Genomic DNA, 17,284 nt, shown 5'->3' with positions numbered 1-17,284 from the left:
GACAGGAGTCATTCACCGTGACCACCATGCCCCTCGGCGTCAAAACCACCGCCCACTCCACCGGGGCGGCCGCCCGCGCCACGGACCTGAGCAAGGTCTACGGCGAGGGTGAGACCCAGGTAATCGCCCTGGATTCGGTCTCCGTCGAGTTCCGCCAGGCTGAGTTCACCGCGATCATGGGCCCGTCCGGCTCCGGCAAGTCCACGCTGATGCACTGCATGGCGGGTCTCGACACCATCTCCAACGGCTCGGCCCGGATCGGCGAGGTCGAACTGACCACGCTCAAGGACAAGAAGCTCACCCAGCTGCGCCGCGACAAGATCGGCTTCATCTTCCAGGCGTTCAACCTGCTGCCGACGCTGAACGCGCTGGAGAACATCACCCTCCCGATGGACATCGCGGGCCGCAAGGCCGACCAGGCGTGGCTGGATCAGGTGGTGGCCACGGTCGGTCTGGCCGGGCGGCTCAAGCACCGCCCCAACCAGCTGTCGGGTGGTCAGCAGCAGCGCGTCGCCGTGGCCCGCGCCCTGGCCGGCCAGCCGGAGATCATCTTCGCCGACGAGCCGACCGGCAACCTGGACTCCCGCTCCGGCGCCGAGGTCCTGGGCTTCCTCCGCAACTCGGTGCGGGAGCTGGGCCAGACGATCGTGATGGTGACCCATGACCCGGTCGCCGCGTCCTACTCCGATCGGGTGGTCTTCCTCGCCGACGGCCGGATCGTGGACGAGCTGCGCAACCCCACCGCCGACTCGGTGCTGGACCGCATGAAGCGCTTCGACGCCAAGGGCCGCACGAGCTGACGCGAGGCGCGCGCCCAACTCCCCTCTTAAGGCTCGGTTCGCCTCCCCGCCTCGCACTCCCCACTCCACCCCTTCAGGACTGACACCTCATGCTCCGTACAGCCCTGCGCAATGTGCTTGCGCACAAGGCCCGGTTGCTGATGACCGTGCTCGCCGTGATGCTCGGCGTGGCCTTCGTCGCCGGCACCCTGGTCTTCACCAACACCATCTCCGACGCCTACCAGAAGAGCTCCCAGAAGGGCTTCAAGGGCGTCGACGTCGCCATCACCCCCGACAAGAAGGACGACGACTCCGCCAACCCCGGTGACGCCCCCCGGCTGAGCCAGCGGCTGCTGGACCAGGCGGCCAAGGCGCCCGGCGCCGCCTCCGCCTACGGTGTGGTGAAGGGCTCCTCCTCCCTCGCCGACAAGAAGGGCGACCTGCTCGGCGGCGGCTTCTCCAACCTCGGCGGCAACTACTACCCGGGCGCCGACGGCAAGGACCCCCGGTACAACATGACCGAGGGCCGCGCCCCCGAGGCCGCGGGTGAGATCGCGCTCGACACCAGGACCGCCGAGCGCGGCCACTACAAGGCCGGGGACTCCATCCGGGTCTCCGTCGACGGCCCGGTGCGCACCGAGAAGGTCGTCGGCGTCTTCACCACCGACGACGGCAATGTCGCCGCGGGCGGCACCCTCGCGCTGTACGACACGGCCACCGCGCAGAAGCTGTTCGGCAAGCCCGGCCAGTTCGACGAGATCGATGTGAAGGCCGCCGCGGGCACCTCGCAGTCCACCCTGAAGTCGTCGGTCGACAAGATCCTGCCCGAGCAGGCCAAGGCCACCACCGCCAAGAAGCTCGCCAAGGACCAGGCCAAGGCGATCGAAGAGGGCATGAGCAGCATGCAGACCGCGATGCTGGTGTTCGCCGGTATCGCGCTCTTCGTCGGCATCTTCATCATCGTCAACACCTTCTCCATGCTGGTCGCCCAGCGCACCAAGGAGCTCGCCCTGATGCGCGCGGTGGGTGCGACCCGCCGTCAGGTCACCCGCTCGGTGCTGATCGAGGCCACCGTCGTGGGCGCCGTCGCGGCCGTGGTGGGTCTCGCCGCCGGTGTCGGCATCGGCGCCGCGCTGCGCTCGGTGCTCAACTCCACCGGGGCCAACGTCCCGGACGGTCCGCTGATCGTCGCGCCGACCACGGTGCTGGCCTCGGTGGTCGTGGGCGTCGTGGTGACCGTGCTCTCCGCCTGGCTGCCCGGCCGCCGCGCCGCCAAGATCCCGCCGGTCGCCGCGATGAACAGCGTGCACGCCGCGCCGACCACCCGCGGTCTGGTGGTGCGCAACACCATCGGCGCGATCCTCGCCGCGGCCGGTGCCGCGCTGGTGGTGTCCGGTGCGGGCATGGGCGGCGACGGCCAGGGCCCGATGGCGCTCGGCGCGGCCGTCCTGGTGATCGGCGTCTTCGTGCTCACCCCGCTGCTGTCCCGGCCACTGATCGCGGCCGCCTCCCCGGTGCTGCGGATCTTCGGGATGCCCGGCAAGCTGGCGCGGCAGAACGCGGTGCGCAACCCCCGCCGCACCGCCGCCACCGCCTCCGCCCTGATGGTGGGTCTCACTCTGATCACCGGCATGACGGTGATCGCCGGATCCATGCAGAAGGGGATCGACAAGATGGCGGCCGACGGGCTGAGGTCCGACTACGTCGTCAGCATGGGCGGGGGCGGCGGGACCGGCGGGCGGCCGCTGTCGCCCGAGGTGTCCAAGACCCTGGCGAAGCTGCCCGAGGTCACCTCGATCAGCCCGCTGCGCTCCTCCCCGGCCCGGGTCGCCGGCGACTCCGACTCCCTGACGGGCGTCGACCCGAAGGCCATCAAGGACCTGGTGAAGGTGGACTTCACCGAGGGCTCGTTCGCCGCGCTCGGGGGCACCAAGGCCCTCGTCGACGACAAGATCGCCGATGAGCACCACTGGAAGGTCGGCTCCACCATCCCGGTGACCTACGAGGACGGCCGCGCCGGCAAGCTGACCGTGGGCGGTGTCTACGAGGGCAACCAGATGATCCGCGGTGTCATGGTCGACAGCGCCACGGTCACCCCGCACATGACCACCGTCGCGGACTTCCAGGTGATGCTGAAGACCAAGGGCGGCGCCACGGAGAACAACAAGAACCTGCTGCAGAAGACGCTCGGCGAGAACCCGGCGATCAAGATCCAGAACAAGCAGGACATCTCCGACGAGATCGCCAGCGCCTTCACCCTGATGCTGAACATGCTCTACGGGCTGCTCGCCATGGCCGTGATCGTCGCCGTGCTCGGTGTCATCAACACCCTGGCGATGTCGGTCTTCGAGCGGTCCAAGGAGATCGGCATGCTGCGGGCGATCGGCCTGGACCGGGCCGGCATCAAGCGGATGGTCCGGCTGGAGTCGCTGGTCATCTCGCTCTTCGGCGGGGTGCTCGGCCTCGGCCTCGGCGGCTTCTTCGGCTGGGCGGCCGGTGAGCTGATCGCCACCGAGCTGCCGAGCTACGAGCTGGTGCTTCCGTGGGCCAGGATGGGGCTGTTCCTGCTGATGGCCGCGTTCGTGGGCGTCATCGCGGCGCTGTGGCCGGCCCGCCGGGCCTCCAAGCTGAACATGCTGGCCGCCATCAAGGCCGAGTAGCCGAGCAAGCCGCACCGCGGCGAGCCGGACACGGGACGTCCCCGTCCGCCCCTCTCCGGGGCGGACGGGGACGTCCGCGTCGTGGCCGGGTCCAGCCGTCTTCGGCCGACTTCGGCCGACTTCGGCCGCGGTCAGCCGCGCCAGTCGCGGGTGCGCAGCGGAAGCCCCGAGGCCCCGCCCTCGGGGGTGCGCACGGCGAGGACCTGGTTGACCCCGATCCGGTTGCGCTCGAAGGAGAGGGCGGAGGCCGCCATGTAGAGCCGCCAGACCCGGGCCCGGCCCGGGGAGGTCAGCCGCACGCCCTGGGTCCAGGACCGCTCCAGGTTGGCGACCCAGCGGCGCAGTGTGAGCGCGTAGTGCTCGCGGATGGCCTCCACGTCGCGCACCTCGAAGCCCGCCTCCTCCAGCTGGGCCACGGTCCGGCCGACCGGGGCGAGCTCACCGTCGGGGAAGACATAGCGGTCGATGAACTCGTCCACGTGGTACGCCTCTTCGTCCGGCTGGGGGCGCCGGGCGATCTGGTGGTTGAGCAGCCGCCCGCCGGGCCGCAGCAGCCGGTGCAGGATGGCGGTGTACTCGGCGTACCGCACGGCGCCCACGTGTTCGGCCATGCCGATCGAGGAGATGGCGTCGTAGGGGCCGTCCGGGACCTCGCGGTAGTCCTGGACCCGGATCTCCACCTGGTCGGTGAGCCCGGCGTCCGCGATGCGCTTACGGGCGTACGCCGCCTGCTCCTCGGAGAGCGTGATGCCGACGGCGCGCACCCCGTACTCGCGCGCCGCGTGCAGCACCATCGAGCCCCAGCCGCATCCCACGTCCAGCAGCCGCTGGCCGGGCCGCAGGGCCAGCTTGCGGCAGACCAGGTCCAGCTTGGCGCGCTGGGCATCCTCCAGCGTGGAGTCCGCCCGGTCCCAGTAGGCGCAGGAGTAGACCATCGAGGGGCCGAGCACCAGCTCGTAGAAGTCGTTGCCGACGTCGTAGTGGTGGCTGATGGCCTTACGGTCGCGGCGCAGGGAGTGCAGCGAACCGAGGGTGGTCCTGGCCTCCTCGCGCGGCGGGGGCGGCGGCAGCCCCGGCCCGGCGAGCGCGATCATCTCCCGGGCGGCGGTGCGCAGCCCGGGGTCGCGCAGCGCCTGGATGCCGGTGCGGAGCCGGGACCGCGGCGCGGTGGCGGGGTCGCGCTCCCACAGCAGTCCGGACAGCCGGTCCAGGGCGTCGTACAGATCGCCCTCGACGTCGAGGTCCCCGGCGACCCAGGCGCGGGCCAGGCCCAGCTCGCCCGGCCGCCACAGGAACCTGCGCAGCGCCCGGCGGCGCCGGATGACCAGGGTGGGTCCGCCGGGCGGACCGGTCTCGCTGTGGTCCCAGGCCCGGACGCGGATCGGGAGGGGGGTTCCCAGCACCTCCTCGGCCAGGGTGGCGATCCGCCCAGCGGCGTCGGCCATTTCGCACCTCCGTGATGGCGACTCAACAAGATTCACTCACCACGTAAACACCATGGGACCCGCCGTACAGTCCCGCCGACACGTCTGGAATCGGCAAAACAGCTTTAAAAAGCGGTCCATCGGAGGGTGTCCGAGGGCAGACGTAAGGGCGTCCGCCCCACGGATGGCGGACGCCCTCGGCGTTCAGTTGTACGGGTCGGGCCCGTATGGCGGGCCGGTCGGGCCCGTATGGTCAGGACGCCTTGGCCTTCTCGGCCGGGGCCGCGGGCTTGGCCGCGGTGGCGGCGCTGACCGGGGAGGCGGCCTCGTAGAACTCCTCGCGGGGGTTCTCGATGGCGCCGAGCGAGACGACCTCGCGCTTGAGGAACATCCCCAGCGTCCAGTCGGCGAGCACCCGGATCTTGCGGTTGAAGGTCGGCATGGCCATGCCGTGGTAACCACGGTGCATGTACCAGGCCAGGCGGCCCTTCAGCTTGATCTTCATCTTGCCGAAGACGATCATCGCGACGCCCTTGTGGAGGCCCAGACCCGCGACGGCGCCCTTGTTGGCGTGCTTGTATTCCTTCTGCGGGAAGCCCCGCATGCCGGAGATCACGTTGTCACCGAGGACCTTGGCCTGGCGCAGCGCGTGCTGGGCGTTCGGCGGGCACCAGGCGCCCTCGCCGGTGGCGAGGTCCGGGACCTGGGCGTTGTCACCGGCGGCCCAGATGTAGTCGCTGCCCTGGGCCTGGAGGGTCGGGGCGGTGTCCACATGGCCGCGCGGGCCGAGCGGGAGGCCGAACCGGGCCAGCGCCGGGTTGGGCTTGACGCCCGCGGTCCACACGATGGTGTTGGAGTCGACCTCGAGGCCGTTCTTGAGGACGACATGGCCGTCGATGCAGGAGTTCATCGAGGTCTCGAGGTAGACCTCGATACCGCGCTTCTGCAGGTGCTCCAGACCCCACTTGCCCAGCTTCGGGCCGACCTCGGGAAGGATCTTGTCGGCGGCGTCGACGAGGACGAAGCGCATGTCCTCGCGCTTGACGTTCGGGTAGTACTTGGCCGCGTCACGGGCCATGTCCTCGACCTCGCCGATGGTCTCCGCGCCGGCGAAGCCACCGCCGACGAAGACGAAGGTGAGCGCCTTGCGGCGGATCTCCTCGTCCGTGGTGGAGTCGGCCTTGTCGAGCTGTTCGAGGACGTGGTTGCGCAGGCCGATGGCCTCCTCTATGCCCTTCATACCGATGCCGTTCTCCGCGAGACCGGGGATCGGGAAGGTGCGGGAGACCGCGCCGAGGGCGACGACCAGGTAATCGAAGGGCAGCTCGTACGTCTCGCCGACGAGCGGCTGGATGACGGCGACCTTGCGGTCCTGGTCGATGGTCGACACGCGGCCGGTGAGGACTTCCGCCTTGGGGAGCACGCGCCGCAGCGGAACCACGACGTGGCGCGGGGAGATGCTGCCGGCCGCAGCTTCGGGGAGGAAGGGCTGGTACGTCATGTACGAGCGAGGGTCGACGACCGTGACGGTCGCCTCGCCGTACCGCATCTTCTTCAGAATGCGGCGCGCCGCGTACAAGCCAACGTACCCACCGCCTACAACGAGGATCCTGGGACGCTCCGTGGTGCTCATGATTCGAGTATCCAGCACCCCTTGGGGGGGACCTCGTGAGCCCCTTCACAAGCATGGTGGGAGCATCTGCTACACTCCGCCGCTCCCGTGCTGGACGCCATATCCGCGGAGCGGAACCACTGGCTGGATCGGCACGTTTCCACCCCTCTGAGCAGGGCTTGTGACTGAACGCGCGAGTAGACCAGGCGGTCCGCGCGGGGGCGCCGTACACCGCCCTGACACTTCACGATCCGGTCAGTTACGGGGCCCGGCCGCCGAAACCGCCCCGGAGCACCGGATCGGGCGGCCACCAGGCGCCTTTTTCATGTGAAGAGTTTCACGAACTTTCTCGGAGGCGGCTCGCGGAGGGCCCCCGAAGGGGGTTCCGCGGCCGCTCATACGTTATCCCGGCCGCTCAGGCGATGCTCCAGGCGAGCCCGTCGAGGATGTCGTGCTCACTCACCACGACCTCCTCGGCACCGGTCCTTTCCATGATCGAAAGCAGGATGAGCGCCCCCGACCCGATCACGTCGACCCGCCCCGGATGCATCACCGGGATCTCCGCCCGCTCGGCGTGGGCGGAGCCGAGCAGCTTGCCCGTGATCTCGCGGACCTGGCCGAGGGTGATCCGGGAGTGGTGGATCGCGGAGGAGTCGTACTCCCTCAGACCCAGCGCGATCCCGGCCACGGTGGTGACCGAACCGGCCAGCCCGACCAGCGCGTGGCCGTCCGCGGGACGGCAGGCGCGGCTGAGCGGCACGGTGCGTTCGGCCAGGTCCAGCGCCTGCTCCACATCGGCCCTTATGGCGGCGATCTGATCCTCCGTCGGGGGATCGGTGATCCGGCCGTCCACCACCAGATGGCGCTCGGTCAGCCGGACGCAGCCGATGTCCACGCTGCGGGCCGCCCGCACCCCGTCGCCGCCCTCGACGAACTCCGTCGAACCGCCGCCGATGTCCACCACCAGATACGGCCCGGCCATACGGTCATGGCCGGTGAGCTCCTTGGTGGCCCCGGTGAAGGAGAACTCCGCCTCCTGGTCCCCGGTGATCACCTCGGGCTGCACGCCCAGGATCTCCACGACCCCGCGCACGAACTCCGCGCGGTTCTCGGCGTCCCGGGAGGCGGAGGTGGCCACGAAGCGGACGCGCTCGGCGCCCAGCTCACGCACGGCCTCCGCGTACTCACGGCAGGCGGCGAAGGTGCGCTCCAGCGCCTCGGGGGCGAGCCGGCCCGTGCGGTCCACGCCCTGGCCCAGCCGGACGATCTTCATCCGGCGGTCGAGCTCGGTCAGCTCCCCGGTGGCCGGATCGGCGTCCGCCACCAGGAGCCGGATCGAGTTGGTGCCGCAGTCCACGGCGGCGACGCGGGTCATACGCTCTCCTCCCGGCTCGGGGCCTCGGTCCCGCACGGGCTCGCACACGGGCCCTTGCGCCACCACTCCGGCAGCATCGCGATCGCCTCGTCCCCCAGCGGATTGACCCCGGGGCCGGCCGCCAGGGAGTGGGCGACCAGCACGTGCAGGCACTTCACCCGGTCCGGCATCCCGCCCGCGCTGGGGAAGCCCTGGAGCACCTCGACGGCGTCGCGGCGCGCGATGTAGTCCTCGTGGGCGGAGCGGTAGGCGGCGGCCAGCTCGGGGTCGGTGCCCAGCCGGGCCGTCATCTCCTTCATCACGCCCCCGGCCTCCAGCGTGCCGATCGCGGACGCGGCGCGCGGACAGGTCAGGTAGTAGAGGGTGGGGAAGGGCGTACCGTCCTCGAGCCGCGGCGCGGTCTCCACGACGTCCGGATTGCCGCAGGGACAGCGGTGCGCGATCGCACGCAGACCCCGGGGCACGCGGTTCAGCTGCTCCCGTACGGCGTGGATGTCCGCGTCGGTGGGCGCGGTGGGCTCCGTCTGGGGCGGGGGCGTATCCATGAGTGGGAAACTTCTTCTTCTTCGTGTCGATTCGAACGCCGGGTGCGGCCGGCGGCCGGAGCGCGGCGCATCAGCGGCGCGCGCTGCCCGCCCCCGCCGCGTCCGCCGTGTCCACGGCGTCCCAGAGGTTGGTGTACCAGGGGCGGCCGGCCGCGCCCTGGTCGGTGGAGCGCTCGGTGGAACCGCCGCCGTCCACCACGCTGTAGCCGGTCTCCCCCGGCATCAGGAAGTGCAGCCGCTCACGCGCCTGCTGCTCGGTGAAGGCGGGGTCGCGCAGCCGGGCCTTCCGCTCCCGCAGCTTCTTCACGTCCTCGCGGGCCCGCTGGGCCTGGTGCCGCTGCTCGGCGATGTCGGAGCGCTGGGAGATGTACTGCCGCATCGGATAGGCGAGCGCCACGACGAGGGAGCAGACGACCAGCGCGAGCAGGGCGGCCCGGCCGGTCAGCCGGCCGCGGCGGCGCTTGGTGCGCACGCGGTAGACCCGGGCGGCGGCGTGCTCGCCGAGCGCCTTGAGCCTGGTCGCGGTGGAGAACCGTTCCCGATCCGCCGGCACGTCGCCTCCCCGGTGATGACTTCGCTTGGGTAACGCCGTCGAGCGACGCCGTCCCCGGCCACGGTACGGGACCACGGCCGGGGACCGGCGTCAGACGTGTCCGCTCAGCCCTTGAAGCGCGGGAAGGCGGAACGGCCCGCGTACACCGCGGCGTCGTCCAGGATCTCCTCGATGCGCAGCAGCTGGTTGTACTTGGCCACCCGCTCGGAACGGGCCGGGGCGCCGGTCTTGATCTGGCCGCAGTTGGTGGCGACGGCCAGGTCGGCGATGGTGACGTCCTCGGTCTCACCGGAGCGGTGCGACATCATGCACTTGTAGCCGTTGCGCTGGGCCAGCTCGACCGCGTCGAGGGTCTCGGTCAGCGAGCCGATCTGGTTGACCTTGACCAGCAGGGCGTTCGCGGTGTCGCTGTCGATGCCGCGGGACAGCCGCTCGGGGTTGGTGACGAAGAGGTCGTCGCCGACCAGCTGGACCTTGTCGCCGAGCTGCTCGGTGATGGTCTTCCAGCCGTCCCAGTCCTCCTCGTTCAGCGGGTCCTCGATGGAGACCAGCGGGTACGCGGCGACCAGCTCGGCGTAGTACGAGGTCATCTCGGCGGCGGAGCGGGACTGGCCCTCGAACTGGTACGTGCCGTCCTTGTAGAACTCGGAGGCGGCGACGTCCAGCGCGAGCGCGATGTCCTGGCCCGGCTGGTAGCCGGCCTTCTTGACCGCCTCGAGGATCAGGTCGAGGGCCTCGCGGTTGGAGCCGAGGTTCGGCGCGAAACCGCCCTCGTCGCCGAGGCCGGTGGACAGGCCGCGCTCCTTCAGCACGGACTTCAGGGTGTGGTAGACCTCGGCGCCCCAGCGCAGGGCCTCGGAGAAGGACTCCGCGCCCACGGGCGCGATCATGAACTCCTGGATGTCCACATTGGAGTCGGCGTGCGATCCGCCGTTGAGGATGTTCATCATCGGCACCGGCAGCAGATGGGCGTTCGGGCCGCCGAGGTAACGGAAGAGGGGGAGGTCGGACGCCTCGGAGGCGGCGTGCGCGACGGCGAGGGAGACGCCGAGGATCGCGTTGGCACCGAGCGAGGACTTGTCCGGGGTGGCGTCCAGGTCGAACATCGCCTGGTCGATCAGCCGCTGCTCGGTGGCGTCATAGCCCACCAGCTCGGGACCGATCTGCTCGATCACGGCGAGGACGGCCTTCTCCACGCCCTTGCCGTTGTAGCGGTTCTTGTCGCCGTCACGGAGTTCGAGGGCCTCGAAGGCGCCGGTGGAGGCGCCGGACGGCACGGCGGCACGGCCGGTGCTGCCGTCGTCGAGGCCAACCTCGACCTCGACCGTGGGGTTGCCTCGCGAGTCGAGGATCTCGCGAGCTACGACGACGTCGATGGACGGCACGAGGTTCTCCTTCGTATGGGTCTGCGGTAGCAGCACGAGCCTAACGGGCCGGGAGGGCTGCGCCCCGCGTTCGCCCGCCCCACGAGACAGGGGCGCGACACAAAAAGCGAGATTCTGGATTAAAAATCCGGATTTCATGTGCATTGGGAAAGCCCCGGCGGGGCGTGCCATAGGGGCGGCACACCCCGGCCGGGGCTCGTTCTCACGGTGGCCGTGACCGTGGCCGTGGCTCAGCGGAGGTGCAGCTGCTGGCCCGGGAAGATCAGGTCGGCCTGCTCCACGATGTCCTTGTTCAGCTCGAAGAGCTTCTTCCAGCCGCCCTTGACGTCGTGGACCTTGGCGATCTTGCCGAGGGTGTCGCCGGACTTGACCTTGTACTCGCCGTCACCCTTCTTGATCGGGCCACGGGTCTGCTGCCGGGCGGCGCGCTCGGGCGCGGTGCGCGGCTGCGCCTTCGGCTGGGCCTTGGGCTGCGCCGGCTGGGCCGGGGCCGACTTGGTGGTCGCCGAGGATTGGTCCTGCGAGCCGGAGGGCGCGGACGGGGCGGACGGGCTGCCGCCGGAGGTCAGACCCTTGCCGCAGACCGGCCAGGCGCCCTTGCCCTGGCTGCCCAGGACCTTCTCGGCGATCTGGATCTGCTGGGCCTTGCTGGCCTTGTCCGCGGTGGAGGCGTAGGCCGTGCCGCCGTAGGCGGCCCAGGTGGAGCTCGAGAACTGCAGGCCGCCGAAGTAGCCGTTGCCGGTGTTGATCGACCAGTTGCCACCGGACTCGCACTGCGCGACCTGGTCCCACTGGGAGGTGGTGGCCGCGGAGGCGGAGGTCGCCCCGATGAGCGGTGCCGCCACGGCGGCACCGGCGAGACCGGTGAGCGCGGCGATACGGGTGGCCTTGGAGGGGCGGCGGTGCTTCCCGTTGGACTTGAGCATTTTGGTTCGTTTCCTCACCGACGCCTACGAGGTGAGCTGTCGGGTTCGGACGTGAGTTGCCCGGCCGGTCGCGATGGTCGCTCCCGGCTTCACCCCTAGCCGACGAGCCCGTATCCACAGGCCACTCGGCACCTACCTTGGGTCCCCCGCTCCTGCCTTCGGCGCTGACGCGTCGGTTTCCCCCCGACCGCCGGCAGGATTCGGCGTGACGATCGACGGTGCCCGCGGTGGCGAGCGGAAAGACGTTAAACACACCTTCCAAGAACGTTCAAACACCCCAAGGGCAGTGATTGGGGCTGTAATTGATCTCACCCGGCCCACATCGACGCAGGTGGGGCCGGGTGAGGAGAGATCGGACACGAGGTGCGCCCCGGAAAATGTGACGAGATGTATGTCTCACCGGGTCCAGAGCGGGCAATTCCCCCCGAATCACTGCTCCCTGATGGTGAGGTCAAGTCGCTGACCAGGAATGATCAGATCGGGGTCGATCCCGATGAGGTCCTCGTTGGTCTCGTAGAGCCCTTCCCAACCGCGGGACACATTCTGGTGCTCGGCGATCCCTGACAGGTTGTCACCGGGGCGAACAGTGTAATCGTCGTCCGTGGAGTCCTCGTCGCGGTCCGAAGCGCCGCGCGAGGCATGGCGCCCGGAGGGCCGTGCGCTCCCCGCGTCGCCGTCGTCGGCCTCCTCCCCGGCGTCCGGGGAGCCGCGGTGGCGGCCGGAGGGGTCCGCCGAGGGGCTCTCGGAGCCGTCCGGCACCGAGGGACCGTCCGAACGGGAGGGGCTGTCCGAGTCCGGGTCGTCCGCTGCCGGGTCGTCCGAGGCGGAGCCGTCAAGGCCGTCGGGGGACTTGGAGGTGTGGGGCGCGTCCGGCTCCTCGGCCGACCCGGACGCGTCCGGCGCGTCCGGCTTGCCGGCGCCGTCGGACGTCCCCGAACGGTCCGCGTCCGAGGAGGAGCCGTCCCGCCCCCGGTCCCCCTGGTCGTCCCCGCCGCGGCCCGTCCCCGGGTCCGGGGTGGCCGTGCTGCCGGGGTCCACATCGGGGGCGCCGCCGCCGTCGGTGAGCCCGGCGCCCAGCGCACAGCTCGGCCAGGCGTCGGGGCCGCGGTCGCCGAGGATCGCCTCGGCGACGGATATCTGCTGGGAGCGGCTGGCGAGGTCGGGGCGCGGGGCGTACTCCGCGCCGCCGTACTTCTTCCACATGTCGAGGGTCAGCTGGAGCCCGCCGTAGAAGCCGTTGCCCTCGTTGGCGCTCCACATACCGCCGCTCTCGCACTCGGCGACGTGATCCCACGTGGCGGTCTGGGCGGCCTGTGCGCCGGTCGCCCCGAAGAGGGGCATGGCGAGGCCCGCTCCCGTGACCCCCGCCGCGACGATGATGGCCGGAGCCTGACGGGGGCGACGGTGTCGACCATTACCGGAACGCATGCGATTGACCTCTCCTATGGCGCTATGGCCCTATGGCGACAAGGTTTGCCGGTGAACATAGCGAGGGCACTCGATCATCACAAGGCGATGTATCCGAGGTCACGCCACGGTCACACGGCTGATCATTCGTCACGTATGTCCGCCCGCAGGGGCCTTGGGAGTCCCGGCCACCCGTTTCGCGGGTCTCAGCCGTCCGCGGAATCCCAGGTCACCGGGAGCGTGCGCAGCCCGCGCATGATGAGCCCGCCGCGCCACCGCAGATCCTCCGGATCCTCCGCGAGCCGCAGCCCGGGCAGCCGCCGCAGCAGGGTGGCGATCGCGGTCTGGGCCTCCAGCCGGGCCAGCGGAGCACCCAGACAGTAATGGATGCCATGGCCGTAGCCGAGGTGCTGGTTGTCCCGGCGGGTGAGATCGAGGACGTCCGGCTCCGCGAACCGTTCGGGGTCCCGGTCGGCCGCGGCGAGCACCACCAGCACCGGCTCCCCCTCGGCGATGTGCTGCCCGGCGAGGGTGAGCGGCTCGGTGGCGAACCGCCAGGTGGCGATCTCCACGGGTCCGTCGTAGCGGAGCAGTTCCTCGACCCCGGCGGCGAGCAGCCGCTCGTCCCCTTCTTCCAGGGCCCGCTGCATGAGGGCGCGCTGCTCCGGATGGCGCAGCAGTGCGTAGACGCCGTTTCCGATCAGGTTGACGGTCGTCTCGAAGCCGGCGAAGAGAAGGATGAAGGCCATGGCCGCGGCCTCGTTCTCGGTGAGGTGCTCGCCGTGGTCGCCGGCCCGGATCAGCCCCGAGATCAGATCCTCCCCGTCCTCTTCTTCCCTCCACTCCGCGAGCTCCAGGCGCTTGCGGTGGATCAGCTCGCCCAGATACGCCCGGATCCTCTTCACGGCGCGGGCCACTCCGCCGCGCGGGCCGCCGCCGTGCCGGATCATCGCGCCGGCCCAGTCCCGGAAGTCGTCCTGGTCCTCGCGCGGCACCCCGAGCAGATCGCAGATGGCGTAAATAGGGAGGGGGAAGGCGAACTCATGGATGAGATCCGCCTCTCCCCTCTCTTCGAAGGCGTCGATGAGCTGGTCGGTGAGGGTCCGCACCCGGGGGGCGAACGCGGCCACCCGGCGCGGGGTGAACGCCTTCGACACCAGCCGCCGCAGCCGGGTGTGGTCGGGAGGGTCGATATTGAGCAGATGTGTCATCAGCTCGGCGCGCCGTTCGCCCGGGATGCCCACCTTGCCCTTGGCGTGGGCCGCCGCACTGTGCCGCTGGGGGTTCTTCGAGAGCCGGGGATCGGCCAGCGCCCTCCTGGCATCGGCGTAACGGGTCACCAGCCAGGCGTCCACACCGCTGGGCAGCGTGGTCCGGTGCACCGGGGCGTGATCGCGTAGCCAGGCGTACGCGGGGTAGGGATCGCTGGCGAACTCCCAGGTGAAGAGGGTGGGAGCGGAGCTGTCACGGGGCTGTTCCGACACCCCCCGACGATACCGGCGCGGGCCGCTCTCTCCCGGTCTGCCGGAAGTAACGGCAGACAAGAGAAATAAGGGAATAAGCAGAACAAAGAGAATAAGAGAGTCATGACCGGGATGAATGTCTAGCGGAATTCCCAATTCATCTCCACACACCCTTCACCACCCACACACAGCCGGGGCCGAATGCCCGGATATCTGATGGCTGAGGCCGCCGTTCGGCGGATGCCCGCGCCGCCCCGTTACGAACCCCCGGAACATGCCCTGACGTCGGTCAACGCGGTGAACTGGCGGTGTGGCTGAAACGTCGTCAGGTGAACGAATGGGACTGGGGCACATGCACGGGGCCCAGTGATACCGGTGATACGATCACCGCGCTTGCCAGGCGAGCCAAGGGCGCGTAAGACACACGGCGATCCGGCACATCACGCCGAGAGGATCCCCACTCTGAGGAGCATTATGCCGCCAGTCGGGCATACGGAGCCGTTCCGGCGCACCGACTCCTGTGCGCTGCCGTCGGCAAGACGAGTGCGATGTCCCCGGAACCCGCGGGCGCCGTACGGGCGCTGACTTACCGCCGCCCCGACCATTCCAGACGCATAACGCACCACACCTCCCTAAAGTCCCTGGCGGTCTAGTCGTTTAAAGAGAGTCTCAATGACGCAATATCTACAGGATCCAGCGCTCTGGGCCCTGATCGCTGGCACGCCTCTCGCCGCAACCGCCATTATCCGCGGGCGAAAGGCGCGAGCGAATCTGCGCCAGGAGAAGGCGGACCTAGAGAAACGCGCGGCCGACCTCGAGAACAATTACGCCGAGGCGGTGCAGGAAGCCCACAACCGCGCCGAAGAGGCCACCAAGAGCGCGCTGAAGTCCGCCATGCGTACCCTTCAGGGCCTCGCCAACGAGCAGCAGCTGGCCCTCTCCAAGACGCAGGACAAGTACGGCGAGCACCAGCTTCTCCAGGACCTCCTGGAGATCGACCACATGAACTCGCAGTTCGGTCGGCGTGCGCAGTCCATCGCGGTGCTCTGTGACGGCTGGCTGGGCCGGCAGCGCGCCGTCGCCTCGGTCTACGACGTGGTGCGCAGCGCCAAGGGCCGCATCCGTCACTACACCCGGGTGGAAATCCGCTCGCAGAGCAATTTCGCCCTGGTCAGCCGGGCCGTGGAACCGGTCGCGCTGGCGCTGGCCGAGCTTTTGGACAACGCGACGAGTTACTCCGCGCCCGACTCGCCCATCGACATCACCATTCGCACCGTCCCCAAGGGCGTCTGCGTCATCATCGACGACGCCGGCGTCGGTATGAACGAGGAGGAGAAGAACCGGGCGGACAAGCTGCTCTCGGCCACGCACGCCACCGGTGTAACGGGACTGGGCAATCCGCCGCAGTTCGGTTTTGCGGTGATCGGTGTGCTCGCCGCGCGCTATGGCTTCACGGTGTCCGTCGATTCGGCCTCTCCGTACGGTGGTGTTCGCGCGGTCGTGCTTCTCCCCGAGGACCTTCTGACCAATATGCCCGAGCCGGAAGAGCAGCCGACGACCCACGCTCCCGCCGCGGTCGAGCAGCCGCAGCCGCAGCCGGACGGTTCCACCATGACCGGTTCCACCGTGGGCGGTTCCACCGCCGGGGGCCTGCCCAAACGTCGCCGTAAGGGCTCGATTTCCATCGTTCCCAGAGCAGACTCCGCCAGTGCCCCGGCCCGGACGAGCGAGGAATCCGCTTCGATCATGGGCGCGTTCCAGCGCGGCACTCAGTCCGGACGCTCAGCAGGAACCCCGAACAGGGAAGGGCATGATCCTCAGTGAACAACGACCTGTCATGGATGCTTGAGAGCGCCCTGGAAGTACCAGGGGCTCGTCATGCGATCCTGGTCTCCGCCGACGGTCTGCTGATGGCCCGTTCTCAAGAGGTCAAAAAGGACGAGGCCGACACCGTCGCGGCGGCGATGAGCGGCATCCAGTCGCTGAGCCGCACCATGGCCGGCTTCTGCGGTGGCTCCCATATGACGTGGCGCCAGACCCTGGTCGAGTTCGACGGTGGCTGGGTCTTCCTCATCTCCGCGGGTGAGGGCGCGTATCTGGCGGTCTCCTCGGCGCCGGATGTCGACATGGCCGACATCACCTTCCGGATGCAGCAGCTTGTCGGGCAGCTCGGCAAGGCGCTGAGCACACCACCTCGCGAAAACACCGGAATTCAGGCATGACGGCGCCAGGCGAGCAGGAGCCCGAATCCGCTCAATTAGTGCGACCGTACGTCATCACCAACGGTCGAGGGCTTCCGGAGAACGACCAGTTCAACCTGATCACGCTGGTCACCGCCTCCGAAGAGAGACCCCCCAGCCATCTCGACCCGGAGAAGCGCGGGCTCCTGGAGCTGTGCTCGGGTGGTTATCTCTCGGTCGCGGAGATTGCCGGACACATGGGACTTCCGATCGGCATCGTGAAGGTCCTGCTGTCCGATCTCTCCTCGGACGGATACCTCGTCACCCGCGCACCCGCGCCTCCCGCGCAGCTTGTCGACGTTTCGCTCCTTCAGGAGGTGCTGGATGGGCTCCAGGCCCGTTTCGGATGATGACGTCTATCTGAACGAAGCGGTGCAGATCGCGGCCAAGATCCTGGTCGTGGGGCATTTCGCGGTCGGAAAGACGACGTTCATCGGCACCATGTCCGAGATTCCTCCGCTGCGCACCGAGGAGCGGATGACTCAGGCCGGAGCCCATGTCGACGACCTCATGGGCACCCGGGGCAAGACCACGACCACCGTGGCCATGGACTTCGGCCGGCTCACGCTCAGCGACAGACTTGTCCTGTATCTCTTCGGCACGCCCGGACAGGAGCGCTTCGTCCAGGTGTGGGAGGACATGACCCGAGGCGCTCTCGGGGCACTGATCCTCGTCGATCCCGAACGGCTCAAGGAATCCTTCCCGGTGATCGACCTGGTGGAGCACTACGGACTGCCCTATGCGATTTCCGTCAACCACTTCGATGGCACGCCGGACCGCCCCGACGACGAATTGCGCGAGGCGCTCGATCTGCTGCCCGAGACCCCGATCGTCACCTGTGACGCACGTGACGAGAAGTCATCGGCCAACGCGCTGATAACGCTTGTCCGTTACCTACAGGAACGTACCCGCTAG

Annotated in this window: 15 protein-coding genes and 1 riboswitch; of the genes, 6 read left to right on the top strand and 9 right to left on the bottom strand. The window is 69.3% G+C overall.

Annotation, left to right across the window (positions count from 1 at the left end; all coding sequences use genetic code 11):
* Positions 1-26 precede the first annotated feature (26 nt).
* Both LIV37_RS29540 and LIV37_RS29535 read left to right on the top strand, forming a co-directional pair.
* Entirely contained in the window at positions 27-800 is a 774-nt protein-coding gene (locus LIV37_RS29540; RefSeq protein WP_214663895.1) for an ABC transporter ATP-binding protein, read from the top strand.
* Positions 801-889: 89 nt separating this feature from the next.
* Positions 890-3,439, top strand: a complete 2,550-nt coding sequence (locus tag LIV37_RS29535; RefSeq protein ID WP_020870756.1) for an ABC transporter permease — start codon at positions 890-892, stop codon at positions 3,437-3,439.
* 131 nt (positions 3,440-3,570) lie between these two features.
* On the opposite strand, the gene LIV37_RS29530 is transcribed toward LIV37_RS29535, so the two are convergent.
* The 9 genes from LIV37_RS29530 to LIV37_RS29490 form a co-directional block, all read right to left on the bottom strand.
* Positions 3,571-4,884 carry an SAM-dependent methyltransferase gene (locus LIV37_RS29530; RefSeq protein ID WP_020870755.1) on the bottom strand — a complete coding sequence of 438 codons (1,314 nt, stop codon included), beginning with the start codon at positions 4,882-4,884 and terminating at the stop codon, positions 3,571-3,573.
* Positions 4,885-5,116: 232 nt separating this feature from the next.
* The gene (locus LIV37_RS29525) at positions 5,117-6,496 is read right to left on the bottom strand and encodes an NAD(P)/FAD-dependent oxidoreductase (RefSeq protein WP_121824362.1); all 1,380 of its coding nucleotides are present in this window, start codon (positions 6,494-6,496) and stop codon (positions 5,117-5,119) included.
* 394 nt (positions 6,497-6,890) lie between these two features.
* Positions 6,891-7,850, bottom strand: a complete 960-nt coding sequence (locus LIV37_RS29520) for a Ppx/GppA phosphatase family protein (protein WP_020870753.1) — start codon at positions 7,848-7,850, stop codon at positions 6,891-6,893.
* A complete protein-coding gene (locus LIV37_RS29515) occupies positions 7,847-8,395 on the bottom strand; it encodes a DUF501 domain-containing protein (RefSeq protein WP_020870752.1) in 549 nt (182 codons plus the stop codon). Before LIV37_RS29515 ends, LIV37_RS29520 begins: the two co-directional genes overlap by 4 nt.
* A 70-nt stretch (positions 8,396-8,465) precedes the next feature.
* The gene (locus LIV37_RS29510) at positions 8,466-8,948 is read right to left on the bottom strand and encodes an FtsB family cell division protein (protein ID WP_020870751.1); all 483 of its coding nucleotides are present in this window, start codon (positions 8,946-8,948) and stop codon (positions 8,466-8,468) included.
* Positions 8,949-9,052: 104 nt separating this feature from the next.
* On the bottom strand, positions 9,053-10,333 hold the full coding sequence (gene eno, locus LIV37_RS29505) for a phosphopyruvate hydratase (RefSeq protein ID WP_020870750.1): 1,281 nt from the start codon (positions 10,331-10,333) through the stop codon (positions 9,053-9,055).
* Between the two features lie 230 nt (positions 10,334-10,563).
* Complete coding sequence (locus LIV37_RS29500) at positions 10,564-11,259, bottom strand: LysM peptidoglycan-binding domain-containing protein (protein WP_020870749.1); 696 nt, start codon at positions 11,257-11,259, stop codon at positions 10,564-10,566.
* Positions 11,260-11,265: 6 nt separating this feature from the next.
* A riboswitch (cyclic di-AMP (ydaO/yuaA leader) is annotated at positions 11,266-11,433 on the bottom strand.
* A gap of 255 nt (positions 11,434-11,688) precedes the next feature.
* A complete protein-coding gene (locus LIV37_RS29495; protein WP_121824363.1) occupies positions 11,689-12,687 on the bottom strand; it encodes a LysM peptidoglycan-binding domain-containing protein in 999 nt (332 codons plus the stop codon).
* Between the two features lie 185 nt (positions 12,688-12,872).
* Positions 12,873-14,150, bottom strand: coding sequence for a cytochrome P450 family protein (locus tag LIV37_RS29490; protein ID WP_020870747.1), 1,278 nt, complete (start codon positions 14,148-14,150; stop codon positions 12,873-12,875).
* A gap of 651 nt (positions 14,151-14,801) precedes the next feature.
* On the opposite strand from LIV37_RS29490, the gene LIV37_RS29485 reads away from it, so the two are divergent.
* Genes LIV37_RS29485 through LIV37_RS29470 form a run of 4 tightly spaced genes read left to right on the top strand, consistent with a single transcriptional unit; the run spans position 14,802 to position 17,284 of the window.
* The gene (locus tag LIV37_RS29485) at positions 14,802-15,953 is read left to right on the top strand and encodes a sensor histidine kinase (protein ID WP_121824364.1); all 1,152 of its coding nucleotides are present in this window, start codon (positions 14,802-14,804) and stop codon (positions 15,951-15,953) included.
* Positions 15,950-16,351, top strand: a complete 402-nt coding sequence (locus LIV37_RS29480) for a roadblock/LC7 domain-containing protein (protein ID WP_014061271.1) — start codon at positions 15,950-15,952, stop codon at positions 16,349-16,351. Before LIV37_RS29485 ends, LIV37_RS29480 begins: the two co-directional genes overlap by 4 nt.
* Positions 16,348-16,719 (top strand): DUF742 domain-containing protein, encoded by a 372-nt coding sequence (locus LIV37_RS29475; protein ID WP_044574205.1) that lies wholly within the window; start codon positions 16,348-16,350, stop codon positions 16,717-16,719. Before LIV37_RS29480 ends, LIV37_RS29475 begins: the two co-directional genes overlap by 4 nt.
* Positions 16,694-17,284, top strand: a complete 591-nt coding sequence (locus LIV37_RS29470; RefSeq protein WP_020870744.1) for a GTP-binding protein — start codon at positions 16,694-16,696, stop codon at positions 17,282-17,284. Before LIV37_RS29475 ends, LIV37_RS29470 begins: the two co-directional genes overlap by 26 nt.

It is taken from the genome of Streptomyces rapamycinicus NRRL 5491, from assembly GCF_024298965.1.
GTDB classification, from domain to species: Bacteria; Actinomycetota; Actinomycetes; order Streptomycetales; family Streptomycetaceae; genus Streptomyces; species Streptomyces rapamycinicus.
Note: the sequence above shows the minus strand (reverse complement) of the source record. Positions and strands in the feature narration are given on the sequence as shown.

Coding starts and splice junctions, on each gene's coding strand:
- LIV37_RS29540 (WP_214663895.1), top strand. CDS start 27: ATGCCCCTCGGCGTCAAAACCACCGCCCACTCCACCGGGGCGGCCGCC.
- LIV37_RS29535 (WP_020870756.1), top strand. CDS start 890: ATGCTCCGTACAGCCCTGCGCAATGTGCTTGCGCACAAGGCCCGGTTG.
- LIV37_RS29530 (WP_020870755.1), bottom strand. CDS start 4,884: ATGGCCGACGCCGCTGGGCGGATCGCCACCCTGGCCGAGGAGGTGCTG.
- LIV37_RS29525 (WP_121824362.1), bottom strand. CDS start 6,496: ATGAGCACCACGGAGCGTCCCAGGATCCTCGTTGTAGGCGGTGGGTAC.
- LIV37_RS29520 (WP_020870753.1), bottom strand. CDS start 7,850: ATGACCCGCGTCGCCGCCGTGGACTGCGGCACCAACTCGATCCGGCTC.
- LIV37_RS29515 (WP_020870752.1), bottom strand. CDS start 8,395: ATGGATACGCCCCCGCCCCAGACGGAGCCCACCGCGCCCACCGACGCG.
- LIV37_RS29500 (WP_020870749.1), bottom strand. CDS start 11,259: ATGCTCAAGTCCAACGGGAAGCACCGCCGCCCCTCCAAGGCCACCCGT.
- LIV37_RS29495 (WP_121824363.1), bottom strand. CDS start 12,687: ATGCGTTCCGGTAATGGTCGACACCGTCGCCCCCGTCAGGCTCCGGCC.
- LIV37_RS29485 (WP_121824364.1), top strand. CDS start 14,802: ATGACGCAATATCTACAGGATCCAGCGCTCTGGGCCCTGATCGCTGGC.
- LIV37_RS29475 (WP_044574205.1), top strand. CDS start 16,348: ATGACGGCGCCAGGCGAGCAGGAGCCCGAATCCGCTCAATTAGTGCGA.
- LIV37_RS29470 (WP_020870744.1), top strand. CDS start 16,694: ATGGGCTCCAGGCCCGTTTCGGATGATGACGTCTATCTGAACGAAGCG.